The 15,975-nt window shown below is 66.6% G+C and carries 12 protein-coding genes and 3 tRNA genes; 2 read left to right on the top strand and 13 right to left on the bottom strand.

The features are described 5' to 3' along the window. Nucleotides 1-35: 35 nt before the first annotated feature. The 8 genes from ON29_RS34110 to ON29_RS29680 all read right to left on the bottom strand — a co-directional run bounded on the left by ON29_RS34110 (nt 36) and on the right by ON29_RS29680 (nt 6,112). Complete coding sequence (locus ON29_RS34110; protein ID WP_051175733.1) at nt 36-824, bottom strand: hypothetical protein; 789 nt, start codon at nt 822-824, stop codon at nt 36-38. Further along, the gene (locus ON29_RS34105; RefSeq protein WP_157172942.1) at nt 824-1,669 is read right to left on the bottom strand and encodes a ParA family protein; all 846 of its coding nucleotides are present in this window, start codon (nt 1,667-1,669) and stop codon (nt 824-826) included. Before ON29_RS34105 ends, ON29_RS34110 begins: the two co-directional genes overlap by 1 nt. A 52-nt stretch (nt 1,670-1,721) precedes the next feature. Next, nucleotides 1,722-1,794 (bottom strand) — tRNA-Ala (locus tag ON29_RS29705). 110 nt (nt 1,795-1,904) lie between these two features. Next, a complete protein-coding gene (gene mhpA / locus ON29_RS29700; RefSeq protein ID WP_040871400.1) occupies nt 1,905-3,482 on the bottom strand; it encodes a bifunctional 3-(3-hydroxy-phenyl)propionate/3-hydroxycinnamic acid hydroxylase MhpA in 1,578 nt (525 codons plus the stop codon). Next, on the bottom strand, nt 3,479-3,835 hold the full coding sequence (locus ON29_RS29695) for a DoxX family protein (protein WP_040871399.1): 357 nt from the start codon (nt 3,833-3,835) through the stop codon (nt 3,479-3,481). The genes mhpA and ON29_RS29695 overlap by 4 nt, the downstream gene beginning before the upstream one ends. Next, nucleotides 3,832-4,050, bottom strand: coding sequence for a hypothetical protein (locus ON29_RS29690; RefSeq protein ID WP_040871398.1), 219 nt, complete (start codon nt 4,048-4,050; stop codon nt 3,832-3,834). The genes ON29_RS29695 and ON29_RS29690 overlap by 4 nt, the downstream gene beginning before the upstream one ends. Next, nucleotides 4,047-4,982 (bottom strand): fumarylacetoacetate hydrolase family protein, encoded by a 936-nt coding sequence (locus ON29_RS29685; protein ID WP_040871397.1) that lies wholly within the window; start codon nt 4,980-4,982, stop codon nt 4,047-4,049. The genes ON29_RS29690 and ON29_RS29685 overlap by 4 nt, the downstream gene beginning before the upstream one ends. Further along, the gene (locus ON29_RS29680) at nt 4,979-6,112 is read right to left on the bottom strand and encodes a VOC family protein (RefSeq protein WP_085994964.1); all 1,134 of its coding nucleotides are present in this window, start codon (nt 6,110-6,112) and stop codon (nt 4,979-4,981) included. Before ON29_RS29680 ends, ON29_RS29685 begins: the two co-directional genes overlap by 4 nt. Nucleotides 6,113-6,245: 133 nt before the next feature. Here ON29_RS29680 and ON29_RS29675 point away from each other — a divergent pair, with 133 nt between their 5' ends. Further along, nucleotides 6,246-6,881, top strand: coding sequence for a TetR/AcrR family transcriptional regulator (locus ON29_RS29675; RefSeq protein ID WP_040871394.1), 636 nt, complete (start codon nt 6,246-6,248; stop codon nt 6,879-6,881). A gap of 22 nt (nt 6,882-6,903) precedes the next feature. Here the strand turns inward: ON29_RS29675 and ON29_RS29670 are convergent, their stop codons facing one another. Next, complete coding sequence (locus ON29_RS29670; RefSeq protein WP_040871392.1) at nt 6,904-9,105, bottom strand: MMPL family transporter; 2,202 nt, start codon at nt 9,103-9,105, stop codon at nt 6,904-6,906. 204 nt (nt 9,106-9,309) lie between these two features. Between ON29_RS29670 and ON29_RS29665 the strand changes: the two genes are divergently transcribed. Beyond that, nucleotides 9,310-9,382 (top strand) — tRNA-Ala (locus tag ON29_RS29665). Nucleotides 9,383-9,629: 247 nt separating this feature from the next. On the opposite strand, the gene ON29_RS29660 is transcribed toward ON29_RS29665, so the two are convergent. The 4 genes from ON29_RS29660 to gyrB form a co-directional block, all read right to left on the bottom strand. After that, a tRNA-Ile gene (locus ON29_RS29660) sits at nt 9,630-9,703 on the bottom strand. A 154-nt stretch (nt 9,704-9,857) separates the two neighbouring features. Then, nucleotides 9,858-11,105: a DUF3566 domain-containing protein gene (locus ON29_RS29655; RefSeq protein WP_040871391.1), complete on the bottom strand. Its 1,248-nt coding sequence runs from the start codon at nt 11,103-11,105 to the stop codon at nt 9,858-9,860. A 39-nt stretch (nt 11,106-11,144) separates the two neighbouring features. Further along, nucleotides 11,145-13,664, bottom strand: coding sequence for a DNA gyrase subunit A (gene gyrA / locus ON29_RS29650; protein ID WP_040871390.1), 2,520 nt, complete (start codon nt 13,662-13,664; stop codon nt 11,145-11,147). Nucleotides 13,665-13,716: 52 nt separating this feature from the next. Continuing rightward, the gene (gyrB, locus tag ON29_RS29645) at nt 13,717-15,762 is read right to left on the bottom strand and encodes a DNA topoisomerase (ATP-hydrolyzing) subunit B (protein ID WP_040871388.1); all 2,046 of its coding nucleotides are present in this window, start codon (nt 15,760-15,762) and stop codon (nt 13,717-13,719) included. Nucleotides 15,763-15,975 lie beyond the last annotated feature (213 nt).

Below are 15,975 nucleotides of genomic sequence, written 5' to 3'. Positions count from 1 at the left end.
CGGTTCCGCTGCGGGGCGCATCGTTCATTCGTCGTTCACGCGGTGATCTGTTCCTCGATCTGTCTGGCGATCGTCCGGAGCCTCGCCGCGAACTCGCGGGCCGCGCGCGGGTCGTCGTTGGACCCCCTGACGACGCGCTTGGTCAGCGCGGCGAGCCGAGATTCCATGGCGGTGAAGATGTCGGCCGCACGGTCGTTTTCGTCCCGCAGCTCACCGCGCAACCACGCTTGAAGACGCTCGATCACCACGTCTTCGTCATAGCGTTCGGGCAGGAGCGCCACCGCTTGCCGGAGCTTTCCCGCGGTGACTTTCACGTCGGCGCCCGCCGCCACGGTGGTGTACACGGTGACCGCCGCGTCTTCGCCGTATTCGGCCGCCACCGGCAACAGTTCGCGCACCTGCCCCTCGTTGATCGCGGGCGCGATCGGATGCAGCCGCGCGGCCAGCGGCCAAGCGCGAATGAGCTTGTGGGCGTAGGACCGCTGCATGTCCCACCGCTGTTCCACGTACTCGTCGAACGTCTCGTGGCTGTCCCGGTACAGTCGGCCGTCGCGCACGATCTGCAGGGCGCGCCCGGCCGCCCAGAACGCTATGCGCAGCGTGTCGATCGATGATTCGCACACCGTCAATTGCGCGCGCTCGCGGTCGCTCAGCGGGCCGTCACCCGCGTCGGGCACCGGCATGGTCAAGACATTCGGGCTCACGGCCGGCTTCGACCGCCGCCATTCGGCATCGCGCAGCGGTGAGACGGGCGGGGTGTGTTCCGCGGCGTCGGACAGCGGATTGGCGCCGCCGATCGAACCCTTCCTGCGTTGTGGAGGCATCAGGCCGGCACCTCCAATAGTGCCCGGTAGGCGTTCACCAGCTCGTCGCCCACCTGCCGGTATTCGCCGAGATCCTCGATCGGGTTCTCCGCGCCCTCCCCGACCTCCCCGTCGGCCGCTTCTCGATACCATTTCCACGCGCTCAAATAGGAACCGAATACGTCGTAGCCCGCGCTCTCCAGATATCCCCGCTGCGCACGGTATTCGGTCGAGACATTCACACCTTTCTTCATGATCACCGGCACTTTTGTCATCAGCACCCGCACCCGTATTTCCCGGTTGCTGTCGGCCGCTGCTTCCTCGGCGGCTTTGAAGGTGCTCGGGACTCGTTTCACCTCGGACGGGCTGACACTCGTCAGCAGCAACAGCTCATCGCTCTCGGGAATCGCGGCCTTGAAGATCTCGGCCGACTCACCCCCGGCATCCACGATGATGACGTCGAAATCGGCTGCGTTGTCGGTGATGCAGTCGTTGACGTGCCGTGAGGGGAAGGCGACCAGGTCGAACGGCACCTCGATGCCTCCTTTGACCAGACGCCGGTACCAGGAGTACCCGGTTTGGCTGAGCGGGTCGGCATCGATCACCAGCACCCGGCGTTCGTGAACCGAAGCGAAGTAGCTCGCCAAGAAGAACGCTGATGTCGTTTTACCGACCCCGCCCTTGAGATTCCCCAGCGTGATGACCAGGGGTTCGGGCAATTCGAGTGGCGCAACAGAATTCGTCATAGACGGTCCTCCGAGGGTGAGGAGTGCATTACTGTGCCCGGTCAGTCTGGCACAGTACCGGCGAATACCGTCCGATTGCGCCCTGTTGTTGCGGCTGTGCCGCCACTGCTCTGTGTCCAATTGGACACAAACATCAGCGGCGTATCCCTCGAATCCTCGAGTGCGTAATCAGTGGAGCCTAGGGGAATCGAACCCCTAACCCCTGCCTTGCAAAGGCAGTGCTCTGCCAATTGAGCTAAGGCCCCCGGGTTTCAGCGGGTGGTCACCTCGTGCCACATGTCCGCGTCGCTGCGCCGGCGCAGTTTGGAGATGCCGAAGAGAACCAGAAGCGCGACGCCGACGGTGAGGAGAAGTTTCATGGTTTCCACCCTACTGCGCTGCCGGGAGCGGGCCCAGGAGGGCTCGAGCCGTCGGCGCGATCCTCGCGAGCGCGCGAACCGAATCGAGGCATGGCCGCGCAGAGTCCCGGCAGGTCCCGTGCCGAGCGCTGCACGGCGCCGTCCGGACGGACGAGAACCGCCCGGGCGCCGGGCCGCCGCAGCCACCTCCGCAGATCGGTCCCTGGGGCTGCCGCCACCAGCACTCCCCCGCGTTCGCTGACCAGTGTGCGGTCCGCGGAGGTCGGCTGAACCGCGGTGACGATCGCGTACCGGCCTCCGATGACGTCGTCGTAGCGACGCCCGCCCTCCAGGACCGCGTTGGGCACCAGATGGCCCGCCCGGCCGCCACCCAGGCGCGGCCGCGCGACCAGCCCGGACCGGCGTAGCGGCGGTGTCTCACCGCTGGTGACCAGTGCGTGGAAACCGGGTAGGCGACGCAGGCGCGGAGCGAGGAGGCGGCGCAGCAGGTTGCCCAGTTCACCGCCCTCGGTCATCGCCATGCCGATGACCTTCGCCAGCCGAATCATGTTTCGCGCGTGTGGTTTTCGTTCGATCTCGTAGGAGTCCAGCACCTGTTCGGGCAGGTCTCCGGCAAGCACGCCCGCGAGCTTCCAGGTGAGGTTGGCCGCGTCCCGCAGGCCCGCGCCCATGCCCTGCCCGATGAACGGTGGTGTGAGATGGGCGGCGTCGCCCAGCAGGAAGACCCGGCCCGCCCGCCAGCGGTCGGCGATCTGCGCGCGGAAGGTGTACTCGGCCACCCGGAGCAACTGGACTTCCTCCACCGGAATATCGCCGGTCCAGGGGCGGATCAGCTCGTGAACCCGGCCGATCTCCTCGTAGTCGGCCGCTGCCTCACCGGGACGCAGGCGGAATTCCCATCGATACCGTGTCGTTCCGATGCGCATGTAGGTCGCGGCGCGGAAGGGATCACAGACCTGATGCACGCCTTCCCACGCCCCGAGGTCGGCCGTGGTGGCCACGTCGACGACCAGCCACCGTTGCTCGAAGTTCAGCGAACGCATCTCGGCGCCGATCGACGCGCGCACCAGGCTGTTCGCCCCGTCGCAGCCCAGGACGTACCGCGCGTGGACCGACTCCGCCGCGCCGGTGGTCCGGTCGGTGAAGTCGACCCGTGCGCCGCGGATCTCCTGGGTCACCGCGGTGACTTCGGCATCGCCCCGAACAGTCACGCCCGTATGGCGCTGCGCCGCGGTACGCAGAATCGCCTCCAACTCCGGTTGGTCGAACATGTTCGCGTCCGGGTACCCGTTGCGGCCGCCGACCGGATCGCGGTGGAATTCGGCCAGCACCCGCATATCCCGGTCGAGCAGACGCAGGCCGAGCGCAGGCCGGGAGATGGCGTCGAATTCCTCCCCGACACCCAACCTTCCCAGGAGCCTGCGGATTTCACCGTCCAAGTGCACCGCGCGCGGTTGCGGATAGATACCATCCCACCGTTCCAGGACCAGCGACTCGACGCCGTGTCGGGCGAGCAGTAGGGCCGCGGTGAGCCCGGTGGGTCCGGCGCCGACGATCACGACGGGAACGTTCACCGGGCGGCTCCCAGCAGCGTCACGAGATACCCGACGGCGACGAGACAACCCACGATCGCCGGGGCGAACTCGCGGATGCCGTCGCCGACGCGCACGTGGACGACGACGGCGCCGACCAGCAACAGCACCAGGCCGATCCCCGCCGCGAGGCCGAGCTGCCACCAGCCGATGCCGAGCAGGAGCCCGAGGGCGCCCGCGATCTCCGCGAAGCCGATGCCCCGGTAGGCGGCGACGGAGTATCCGGTGTGCGTGGCCCGTTCCCGCATCGACGGCACCGCCAGTATCTTCGCCACACCGATCGCCGAGAAGAACACCGCCGGCACCGCGGCGAGCAGGACCGATGCGAAGCTCATCGGAGCACCCCGCGCTTCCACGCGAGCGCGTACCGACCCGGAATCACCGCGACAATGCATTCGTCACCGGTGTGGTCCAGCTCGACAGTGGCGACTTTCGCGCCGTCGTCGACCGTGACCGCGATACTCCGCACTCCGGGCGGCTCGTCGAGGGCGTCGAGAAGATCCCGGCGGGTTGCGTCGGCGCGCGGCGACCACCGCAAATCCTCGGTCACCGGTACCTCACCGTGGTGCGCTGGCGGCCGAGGTCGATCACGCCGTCGTCGGTGGCTATCGCGGCCTCGACGACGTCGCCGTCGTGCAGATACTTCGGGTTCTTGGCCTGGTTCTTGAAGAACATCTTCCACTTCACCGCGGGCGGAAGCAGTGAGCCGATGATCTCGACCGGTTTGGGCGGGGCGCTGATCGCCGTGCCGATGGGAGTTCCGGTGAGCAGCAGGTCGCCTGCGTCCATGCGCTGGAAACCGGTCAATGCCCGCAGGGTCTCCAACGGCCGGTAGATCATGTCGGCGACGGTCATGTCCTGACGCAGGCCGCCGTTGACCCACAACCGCAGCCGCAGATCGGTGAACCGTTTCAGCTCGTCGTCTTCCAGAAGCACGAGCACAGGTCCCACCGGGGTGAACGTCGGATACGATTTCGCCTCGTAGAACTGGGTTTTCGGCAACTGGACGTCGCGGGCGGAGATGTCGTTGGTGACCACGAGACCGGCGATGTAGTCGGCCAGGTTGTCGCTCGTGATCTCCGATCCGACCGGCATGTCGCGACCGAACACGAGGCCGATCTCCACCTCGTAATCCAGCAGCCGCACGTGCGGCGGCCGGATGACGTCGTCGTGCGGGCCGCTGATCGACCCCGAGGCCTTGCGGAAGAAGGTCAGCGGCACCGTCGCCGGGTCACCGCCGGAATCCCGGACGTGCGAGGCGAAGTTGGTCATCTGGGCGACCACCCGGCACGGCGCGGTCACCGGCGAGACCGGCGCCAGGCTCTCGACCGGCACGACCTCGCTGCTCGTGGACGCCGCGCGGATCGCCTGCCGATCCGCCAGCAGTTGCCCGGTGGTGGTCGCCGTGGTGTCGACCTCGGCCGCGCCCGCGGGTGTGACCACCCACCAGGCGTCGGCGGTGCGGAGAACGGAAATGCTCATGAACCGGCTACTTTCAACAGGCCGCGCAGGCGACGGAGATCGAATTCGTTGTCCTCGCGCAGCGCGTCGACCATCGTGCGCAGCTCGCGAAGAGTTTCCCGGCCCGGTTTGAGGCCGAGGAAGTCTTTGCTGGCAGGCGGCCCCCACTGCGCCAGCCCGGACGCGGTGAACGGTGCCCAGCCGGGTTCCACCGTGCAGTCGAACATGTCGCCGTCGCTGAAATGCTCGACGAGGAACCCGTCCGGGTCGCGCCAGTAGTCGAAGATCTGGCTGCCCTTGATATGCCTGCCGATCCCCCACGACCGGAAGTAACCGTGATCACGCAGGTACTCCCCGCCCGCGGCCATGGCATCCAGATCGGCGACTTGGTAAGCGGAGTGCACGTACCGGTTCGCCGGGCCGAGCACCAGTGCCAGCGTGTGATGGTCGGTGGGCGTCCGGCCGCGATCACAGCGGATGAAGCTCATCACCGGGCCGCGCTCGCGTTGACCCGGGTAGTAGAGGAAGTCACTGACGATCAGCCCCAAGTGCTGCAGGTACCAATCGAGCGTTTCGAGATACCTGGTGGTCTGCACCACCACATGCCCCAGCCGCTGAACCCGGGCGGGCACCCGGGGCGGCCGCTGCGTCCGATTGACCCGCGCCACTTCGTGCCCGAAGTTGAACGTATGCGGCTGCTGGGCGGGCAGAGCGGCGAGTTCGTCGGTGTCGGCGACCACCCGCACCCGCAATCCACTCGGATCGGTGAGCTCGACGGTCGACCCGCCCAGGGTCTCGGGCAGGGCCGCCACCGTGCCGCCTGTGGCCTCGGCCAATCGGAGCAGGTCGGCGGCGTCCGCCGCACGAAAGGCCGGGCCGTCGAACCGCGAGCGCACGCCTCGGCGGATCAGCACGCACGGCGCCTGCGGATCAGCACCTCGTAAATACAGCTCGTCCCCTGTGCGAAACGAGGTGGCGAAACCGAACGCGTGCGCGAAGACCTCGGCGCGCTCCAGGTCCGGCTTCTGGAATTCGAGCCACGCCAGATCGTGCACTTTCACGATCGGTTCGCGCGCCCGTCCCGGATGTTCGCCCGCTACCGCACCGTTCTCGCTGTGCAATCCGGTGTGTGGGTCGTGACGGTCCATCAGCGACCACTCCCTTTCCTTGAATGACGATATCGTCACATACGACGCGATTTTCAGTCAAGGAGTCACTGAGGAATTCGTCATTATTGAACCGCAGCGCTACCATGGTCGGGCGCCGACAGGGAGAGGAGCGGGCATGACCGATCGGACCGAGGTGGAACCCAACCGCCTGGAGCGCCGCAAGGCCCGTACCCGAGCCGCCCTCGTGACGGCGGCCCAGTCGTTCCTCGCGACCGGGAAGCCGAACGCGCCGATCCTGGAGATCACCCAGGCCGCGGATGTCGGCATGGGGTCGTTCTACAACCACTTCCAGAGCCGGGAGGACCTGTTCCACGCGGCGGTGGAGGAAGCGCTCGAGAAGCACGGCGCGGTACTCGACCACTTGACCGAGGGCATGGACGACCCCGCCGAAGTCTTCGCGCAGAGCTTCCGGTTGACCGGCCGTATGCACCGCAGACTGCCCACCCTGAGCAAGGTGCTGCTCAACACCGGCCTCACGCTCACCACCTCCGACAAAGGACTCGCGCCCCGCGCTCGGCGCGATATCGAGGCCGCGGCTCGCACCGGCCGGTTCCGGGCGCCTGACGCGGAGTTGGCCATGACCATCGTGTCCGGGGCCGCGCTGTGCCTCGGCCAACTGCTGCACGATCACCCCGAGCGCGACGACGCGGCCGCCACCGATCAGGTCACCGAGGACCTGCTGCGCATGTTCGGTATCCCCGCCGACGAGGCGCACGAGATCTGCTCGCGGCCGCTGCCGTCCCTCGACTAGGCCGCCGGAGCACCGGCAGGCGTCACCCGCTGTTGCCCCGGACGGCGCTCGCGGTGAACTCCTTGTCCAGTTCGGTGCCCTCGATGTCGAGATCGGGGACGTAGCGGCCGAACCAGCGCGGGTGGTACCACATGCGCTCGCCGATCAGGGCCATGACCGCGGGCACCAACGTCAGCCGCACAACGAAGGCATCGAGGAGCACGCCGATCGCCAGCGTGAGGGCCAGCGGCTTGACCACCGGGTTGTCGACCCAGGTGAACGCCACGAAGACGGCGAACATGATCAGCGCCGCCGCGCTCACCACCCGTGCCGAGTGCGCCACCCCGTTCTGCACCGACCCGGTCGCGTCACCCGTGCGGCTGTATTCCTCTTTGATCCGGGAGACGACGAAGATCTGGTAGTCGCTGGAAAGCCCGAAGATTATCGCCAGGATGATGATCGGCAGAAAACTCAGCGTCTGCGCCTTCGTCACACCGAAGAACTCCGCTCCCCATCCCCACTGGAACACCGCGACCTGGACGCCCAGTGCCGCGAAGACCGACAGGATGAAACCGACGATCGAGGACAACGGCACCAGCACGGTGCGGAAGGCGATCGTCAGCAGCAACAGCGCCAAGCCGACGACGACCAGGAGAAAAATCGGCAGCGCCTCGGCCAGCCGGTTGGACGTGTCGATGTTCGCGGCGGTCGTTCCACCGATCAGAAAGGTGGCGCCCGTGTTCGCCTCGATCCGGTCGCGGTTGTCGCGCAGCCGGGTGACCAGCTGCGCGGTCGCCTCGTCGTCCGGCCCGGTGGTCGGCACGACCTGGATGAGCACCAGGCCGTCGCCGCTGCCCGCGGGCTGAACCGCGGCGACATCGGGTTCGGCGCGCAACCTGTCCGTCAACGTCTGGGCGGCGTCCGGGGTGGTGGCCCTGGACAGATCGGTCACCATCAGCAGCGGTCCGTTGAAACCCGGACCGAACGAACGGCTGACCAGGTCATAAGCCTTGTGCGCTGTGCTCGATTCCGGCTGCGACTCCCCGCTCGGCAACCCGAGATGGATCCGGGTGACCGGGATCGCCAAGACGATCAGCGTCGCGATACCGAGCACGAGCAAAGGCAGCCGGTAGCGCGTGACGAACCGGCCCCAGCTGTGCCCCATCGTGCGCTCCGGTTCGTAGGCCGCGATCCGCGCCACCTCTTCGGCGCGTCCGGGATGCAGCGGCGGCGAGACGAAGCGCGCGACCGTATCGCCTGCGAACCCGAGAAGCGCGGGCAGCAGAGTCAGGGCCACGAGCATCGCCACCAGCACGGCGCCCGCCGCGGTCAACCCCATGACCGTGAGGAACGGGATCCCGGCGACCGCCAGCCCGCACAGCGCGATGATCACCGTCACCGCGGCGAACACGACCGAACTGCCCGCCGTGCCGACCGCCAGGGGTATCGACTCCTCCGCGGCCAGACCCAGCACGATGTTGTGCCGATGCCGGGACAGGATGAACAGCGCGTAGTCGATTCCGCACGACAATCCCAGCATCAATGCCAGGGAAGTCGCCGCCGCGGGCACGTCGACGAACGCGGCCACGCCGAGGATGCCGGTCAGACCGATCGCGACGCCGACCAATGCCGTGACGATGGGCAGCCCCGCGGCGACCACCGCCCCGAACGTGATCAGCAGGATGACGAAGGCCGCGGCGATGCCGAGGATCTCGGGCGTCTCGGGCACCTCGGCGGTGAAGCCCGGGTACACCGCTCCGGAGAACTCCACCTCGAGCCCCGCCTCGCGGGCGGGCGCGGCGATGTGGTCGACCTCATCCAATGTCTGCTCGGTCACCTCCCCCACCGGCACCGAGAACTGGACGCTGCCCAAGGCAACGCGCTGATCGGGTGAGATCGTCTTCGCCTCGAACGGGTCGACCACGGTGGCCACCTGCGGCAGCCCGCGCAACCCGGCCATGACCTGCTGGATCTGCGCGCTCGCCTGCGAGTCGGTGACCTTGGCCAATCCCGGGGTGGCGAACACCACCTGCATCTGCGCGCCGCTGTAGGCCGGCATCCGCTGCTTCAGCAGCGAAACAGCATCCTGCGACTCGGTGTTCGGAATGGTGAAGTTGTCCGTGGTCTTGCCGCCGCTCACCGCGGCGAACCCGATCGCGCAGGCGAGCAGCACCAGCCACACCGCCAGCACCCACCAGCGCAACCGAGCGACCGTGCGGCCGAGGGCGAACAGATACCGAGACATGCGGGTCCTCTCATCGAGCAACCGACAACACATCGAAGAACCGGATCGTGACGCTGCGACCAACCCTAAATGTCCATACCGGGCCGGACAGCGACATCGCCGCAATCGGCGTGCGCCTCGGCGCGACAACCTGCCGTTTTGACCATCTCAGCGGGGAGAAGGTACCGTTTCGAGACGTCTGTACGCGCAAGCCGTGACAGCCGCGGGGCCTTAGCTCAATTGGCAGAGCACTGCCTTTGCAAGGCAGGGGTTAGGGGTTCGATTCCCCTAGGCTCCACTCCTCGAAGGCTCATGCTCGCAAGAGCATGAGCCTTTGTCGTTCCACGGTTTCGTGAATGCAATCCCCGTACCCCGCCCAGCGGGCTTCCCGGACGTGATCGCGTTGAGTGGTCGTGGCCCGAGTAGGTGCCCGGCGGCCGACGAAAGGCGAGTGCTCACGGAAAAGCGCCCACTCACGTGGTTTTCATGAGTTTCCGAGCCAGCGGGATTCGGATGGTCGACGACCAGATGAAGAGAAGATGGAGTGGGCCTAGGAGGACTTGAACCTCCGACCTCTTCGTTATCAGCGAAGCGCTCTAACCGCCTGAGCTATAGGCCCGTAGTGGTGTTGTTCGCGTGAACAACAACGTGTAGAGACTACACAACAGTTCTCCGATGAACCAAAACGGCTGGTAGAAGCCGTGTGGCCAAGGGAAACGGCCGGCACCCGATCAATGGTGGCGGGTACCGGCCGTCCGTGCATGCCTGCCTTGCTAGTCGGGGTCGGCCAGGGTGACCTGGATACCGCCGACGAGATCGCAGCACTGGTTGTAGATGAAGGTGCCGACGGTGCCGAGCGCGGTGAACAACACGACGTTGATCAGGCCGATCACGCCCGCGTAACCGAACACGGTTCCCGCGTCGATCAGTCCCACCGAGCCGCTGTCCTGCGACACCATGTCGGTGAACGTGTTGTTCAGCCGCTCCCACACGCCCATGCCCTCGAGCACGATGTAGAGCAGGCCGACCGCGAGCATCCACACGAAGAACATCGCAACGCTGATGACGAGCGAGATCTTCAGCGTCGACCAGGGATCGATGCGCCGGATCTGCACCGTGGCCCGCAGCGGCTCCCCGGAGGCAACCGCGGCGACCGCGACCGGAACCGCGGGCGAAACCGGCCCGGCCTGTGGAACTCCTGCTTCGTTCGGCGGCAGCGGATGCCGGATCTCGGACAGGTCGGGCATGTCCTTGATCAGTTCCGGGCGTGCGATGCTGCGGGTGGGCCCGTCGATGCCGACCGACTTCACCATGGCCGCTTCCTTGCGTGCCGCCTTGGCCGCCAGGTCGGCGGTGGTGCGTGCGTTGGACGTGCCGCCGCCGAGACCCCCACCGCCGGAGTTCGGGCGTCCGGTGACCGGCGCCTGGCCGGGACGGTACAGGTTGGACTGCGGCTCCCGCTGCGGCAGCTGCGCCCACCCGTCCTGGTACGGCGACTGTTGTCCGCCGTTGCCCGCGGCGCCGACCGGTTGCTTGTCCTCGTTCTCGGGCGCGGACTGCGGGGCCTGGTTGTTGATCCGCGCCGTCTTCTGGTCGAAACGGTCCTGGCCGTCGCCGCCGGGCGCCTGGTCCGGCGCGCCCTGCTGCGGCGCGCCCTGCTGCGGCGCGCCCTGCTGCGGCGCGAAATCACCCTGCTGGTCGCGGATCTCGCGCTGCTGAGCGTTCGGCTGGTTGCCGCCGGGCTGGTTGCCCGGCTGCCCACCCGGGTGCCCGCCGGACTGCGGCCCGTTCGGCTGGCCCGGGTGACCACCCGGCTGCGCGCCACCGGGGTGACCGCCGGCCTGGCCACCACCGGGGTGACCGACCGGCTGGCCGCTCTGCTGGCCGCCGCCGGGCTGACCGTTCTCGGCCGAGGCGACCGGCCGTGGGATCGGCCGCGGCGGGATCGGTGACGGTGCGATCCGCTCGGTCACACCGTTCGTCTGGTGCCGCTCGTCATTCGGCTGATTCGGAGTGGTCAATGGGAATCCTTGGGTCCGTTCGTTGCCGCCGCTGATGGGTTACTTCTCGGAGGAGTCGGTGTCGCCGCCACCGGAGACCTGATCGGGATCGGGCTCGTCGGCATTGCGCGCGATCGCAAGCAAGGTATCGCCCTCCGCGAGGTTCATCAATCGCACGCCCTTGGTCTGTCGTCCAGCCTTGCGAACCTGCTTCGCTGCCGTCCGGATCACGCCGCCACCGGAGGTGATCGCGTACAACTCATCGTCGTCGTCGACGATGAGCGCCCCGACCAGGGTGCCACGTTTCGCGTCGAACTGGATGGTCAATACGCCTTTACCGCCGCGGCCCTGCGCGGTGTACTCCTCGATCGCGGTCCGCTTGGCGTAGCCGCCGGAGGTGGCGACCAGCAGATATGTGCCGTCCCGAACCACATTGAGCGACAACAGTTCGTCGCTCTCGTTGAACCGCATGCCCTGGACACCGGAGGTGGCGCGCCCCATCGGCCGCAGCGCCTCGTCGGTGGCCGAGAAGCGGATCGACTGGCCGAGCGCGGAGACCAGGAGCAGGTCGTCGTCGGCCGAGCAGAGCACCACGCCGACCAATTCGTCCTCGTCGCGCAGATTCACCGCGACGATGCCGCCGCTGCGGTTGGAGTCGAAGTCGGTCAGTTTCGACTTCTTCACCAGGCCGTTCCTGGTGGCGAGCACCAGGTATGGCGCGTCGTCGTAGGACTTGATCTGGATGATCTGGGCGATCTTCTCGTCCGGCTGGAAGGCCAGCAGGTTCGCCACGTGCTGGCCGCGCGCGGTGCGGTTGGCCTCGGGCAGTTCGTAGGCCTTGGCCCGGTACACCCGGCCCTTGTTCGTGAAGAACAGCAGCCAGTCGTGCGTCGAGGTGACGAAGAAGTGCTTGACGATGTCGTCCTGCTTGAGCCCTGCGCCCTGCACACCCTTGCCGCCGCGCTTCTGGCTGCGGTAGAGGTCGGTCTTGGTGCGCTTGGCGTAGCCGGTCTCGGTGATCGTGACGACCACGTCCTCGCGAGCGATCAGATCCTCGTCGGCCACGTCGCCGTCGGCGGCGATGATCCTGGTGCGCCGATCGTCGCCGTACTTGTCGACGATCTCGGCCAGTTCGTCGCGGACGATCGCGCGCTGGCGCTCCGGCTTGTCCAGGATGTCCTTGAGGTCGGCGATCTCGGCCTCGATCTTGGCCAGCTCGTCGATGATCTTCTGCCGTTCCAAGGCGGAGAGGCGACGCAGCTGCATGTCGAGAATCGCCGTCGCCTGGATCTCATCGATCTGCAGCAGTTCCATCAGGCCGAGCCGGGCGGTATCGGTGTTGGCCGAACGGCGGATCAGAGCGATGACCTCGTCCAGCGCGTCGAGTGCCTTGACCAGGCCGCGCAGGATATGGGCCCGCTCCTCCGCCTTGCGCAGCAAGTAGCGGGTTCGCCGGACGATCACGTTCAACTGGTGGTCGACGTAGAGCCGGATCATCTGGTCGAGCCGCAGCGTCCGCGGCACGCCGTCGACGATCGACAGCATGTTCGCGCCGAAGCTCGTCTGCAACTGGGTGTGCTTGTAGAGATTGTTCAGCACCACCTTGGCGACGGCATCGCGCTTCACCGTCACCACGATCCGCATGCCCACGCGGTCGGAGGACTCGTCGTGGATATCGGAGATGCCCGCGATCTTGCCGTCCTTCACCTGCTCGGCGATCGAGTTGATGAAGTTGTCGGTGTTGACCTGGTACGGGAGCTCGGTGATGACGATCGTCGTCCGGCCCCGGTTGTCCTCTTCGATCTCGACGACGCCGCGCATCCGGATCGAGCCACGACCGGTCGTATAAGCGTCGTGGATGCCCTGGCCGCCGACGATCAGGCCATGGGTGGGGAAGTCCGGGCCCTTGACGCGCTCCATGCACGCCGCCAGCGTGGCTTCCTCGTCCGCGTCGTAATTATCCAGCGCCCAGTAGATCGCCTCGGCGAGTTCGTTCAGGTTGTGCGGCGGGATGTTGGTCGCCATGCCGACCGCGATGCCGTTGCTGCCGTTCATCAGCAGGTTCGGCACCCGGCTCGGGAGCACGACGGGTTCCTGGGAACGGCCGTCGTAGTTGGGCGTGAAATCGACCGTCTCATGGTCGATCTCACGCAGCAGTTCCATCGCGAGCGGGGTCAGGCGACACTCGGTGTACCGCATCGCGGCGGCGCCGTCGTTTCCGCGGGAACCGAAGTTGCCCTGACCGTCCACGAGGGGATACCGCAGCGACCACGGCTGGGCCATGCGGACCAGGGTGTCGTAGATCGACGCGTCACCGTGCGGGTGATAGTTACCCATGGTCTCGGCGACCGGGCGGGCGGACTTCACGTAACCGCGGTCCGGCCGGTAGCCGTTGTCGTACATCGCGTAGAGCACGCGCCGATGCACCGGCTTGAGGCCGTCGCGCACATCGGGCAGCGCACGGCCGACGATCACGCTCATCGCGTAATCGATATAGCTGCTCTGCATCTCGTTCTGAATATCGACCGGTTCGATACGGTCGCCCGCACCGCCATTCGGGGGCAGCGTGGTCTCGGTCATGCGGTCTCCTTACCGGGCCTGGCGTGAACAGGGCTGGGTGAACTCACGCCGGCTATACGTCGAGGAAGCGAACGTCCTTGGCATTGCGGGTGATGAAGCTGCGACGCGCCTCGACGTCCTCGCCCATCAGGACCGAGAACAGTTCGTCGGCAGCGGCCGCGTCATCGAGCGTCACTTGACGAAGCACCCGCACCGCGGGATCCATGGTGGTCTCCCACAGCTCCTTGGCGTTCATCTCACCGAGGCCCTTGTAGCGCTGCACGCCGTCGTCCTTGTTGATCTTCTTTCCGGCGGCGAGCCCCGCTTCGAGCAGACCGTCACGCTCGCGATCGGAGTAGGCGAACTCCGGATCGCTGCGCTGCCACTTGAGCTTGTAGAGCGGCGGCTGCGCGAGATACACGTGCCCGTGCTCCACCAGCGGGCGCATGAAACGGAACAGCAGCGTCAGCAGCAGCGTGGAGATGTGCTGGCCGTCCACGTCGGCGTCGGCCATCAGCACGATCTTGTGGTAGCGCAGCTTGCTGATGTCGAACTCGTCGTGGATGCCCGTACCGAAGGCGGTGATGATCGACTGGACCTCGTTGTTCTTGAGGACCTTGTCGATACGCGCCTTCTCGACGTTGATGATCTTGCCGCGCAGCGGCAGGATCGCCTGGTACATCGAGTCGCGGCCGGACTTCGCCGAGCCGCCTGCGGAGTCACCCTCCACGATGTAGATCTCGGACTTGCTCGGATCCTTGGACCGGCAGTCGGCCAGCTTGCCGGGCAGACCACCCAGGTCGGTGGCGGACTTGCGCCGCACCAGCTCGCGCGCCTTGCGCGCGGCGACGCGGGCCTGCGCCGAGGAGACCGCCTTGTTGACGATGGTCTTCGCGTCGGCCGGGTTCGCCTCGAACCAGTGTGTGAGGTGCTCGTTACAGGTGCGCTGCACGAACGACTTCACCTCGGTGTTGCCGAGCTTGGTCTTGGTCTGGCCCTCGAACTGCGGCTCGCCGACCTTGACGCTCACGATGGCGGCCAGGCCCTCCCGGATGTCGTCACCGGTGAGGTTGCCGTCCTTCTCCTTGATGAGCCTCTTGTCCTTGGCGTACTTGTTGACCACTGTGGTCAACGCCGCGCGGAAGCCCTCTTCGTGCGTACCGCCCTCGTGCGTGTTGATGGTGTTCGCGAAGGTGTGTACCGACTCCGAGTAGCCCGAGTTCCACTGCATCGCGACCTCGAGCTCGTGGCCGGTGCCCTTGCCGGTGAACCCGACGACCGAGTTGTGGATCGCCTGCTTGGTGCGGTTGATGTGGCGGACGAAGTCCTCCAGACCGCCCGGGTAGTGGTAGGTCCGGGTCTTCACCTTGTGCTCGGCGGGCGCGGTGCCCTCCTCGGCGTGCTTGGGCGCCTCGGCGGTTTCGCTGACCACCTCGTCGGTCACATCGGAGTCGCTGACGCGCTCGTCGGTGAGCTTGATGGTCAGTCCCTTGTTCAGGAACGCCATCTCCTGCAGCCTGCGGGCAACCGTCTCGAAGTTGTAGGTGGTGGTCTCGAAGATCTCCGGATCCGCCCAGAAGCGGATGGTGGTGCCGGTCTTCTTGGTCGGCTCACCTTGGATCAGCTTGCCGGGGATGGCGTCCTTGTAGGTCTGGCTCCAGTGGTAGCCGTCGTGGTCGATCTCCGCTTCCAAGCGGCTCGACAGCGCGTTGACCACGGAGATACCGACGCCGTGCAGACCACCGGACACCGCGTAGGAATCCGAGTCGAACTTGCCGCCCGCGTGCAGCTGGGTCATGACGACCTCGATGGTCGGTATGCCTTGGGCGTGCATCGCCACTGGAATGCCGCGGCCGTCGTCGACCACTTCGACGCCGCCGTCGGCCAGCAGGGTGACCTCGACCTTCGTCGCGTACCCGGCCATCGCCTCGTCGACGGAGTTGTCGACGACCTCCCAGATCAGGTGGTGCAGACCACGCTCACCGGTGGAGCCGATGTACATGCCCGGACGCTTGCGAACCGCCTCGAGCCCCTCGAGAACCTTGATGGAGGAGGCACCGTAGTCCTGCTTCCCGGTCGTTCTGGTCGAACCCGATGCGGTGGAGTCTTTGGCAGCCACTGGTCGGTAGCTCTCCTTACTTGCTGATCCCGGCATAGAGCGATCGGACAGCACGCGTCGACCCTGGTCATTCTCTCGAGAATCAGGGTCCACGCGCGGACTGTGCGGAACGCGCCGAAGGTATCGCCGCTAGTTACGTCACCATCCTACTGGTACACCCAACTTACAACCCACTTCCGACACCCCTCACAGCGCCGTGGATGCGAGAAATCG

This window comes from Nocardia exalbida NBRC 100660, from assembly GCF_000308575.1.
GTDB lineage: Bacteria > Actinomycetota > Actinomycetes > Mycobacteriales > Mycobacteriaceae > Nocardia > Nocardia exalbida.
Note: the sequence above shows the minus strand (reverse complement) of the source record. Positions and strands in the feature narration are given on the sequence as shown.

Bases quoted from the DNA above. Each gene is read 5' to 3' on its own strand.
- ON29_RS34110 (WP_051175733.1), bottom strand. From the start codon at position 824: ATGCCTCCACAACGCAGGAAGGGTTCGATCGGCGGCGCCAATCCGCTG.
- ON29_RS29695 (WP_040871399.1), bottom strand. From the start codon at position 3,835: ATGAGCTTCGCATCGGTCCTGCTCGCCGCGGTGCCGGCGGTGTTCTTC.
- ON29_RS29685 (WP_040871397.1), bottom strand. From the start codon at position 4,982: ATGAGCATTTCCGTTCTCCGCACCGCCGACGCCTGGTGGGTGGTCACA.
- ON29_RS29675 (WP_040871394.1), top strand. From the start codon at position 6,246: ATGACCGATCGGACCGAGGTGGAACCCAACCGCCTGGAGCGCCGCAAG.
- ON29_RS29670 (WP_040871392.1), bottom strand. From the start codon at position 9,105: ATGTCTCGGTATCTGTTCGCCCTCGGCCGCACGGTCGCTCGGTTGCGC.
- gyrA (WP_040871390.1), bottom strand. From the start codon at position 13,664: ATGACCGAGACCACGCTGCCCCCGAATGGCGGTGCGGGCGACCGTATC.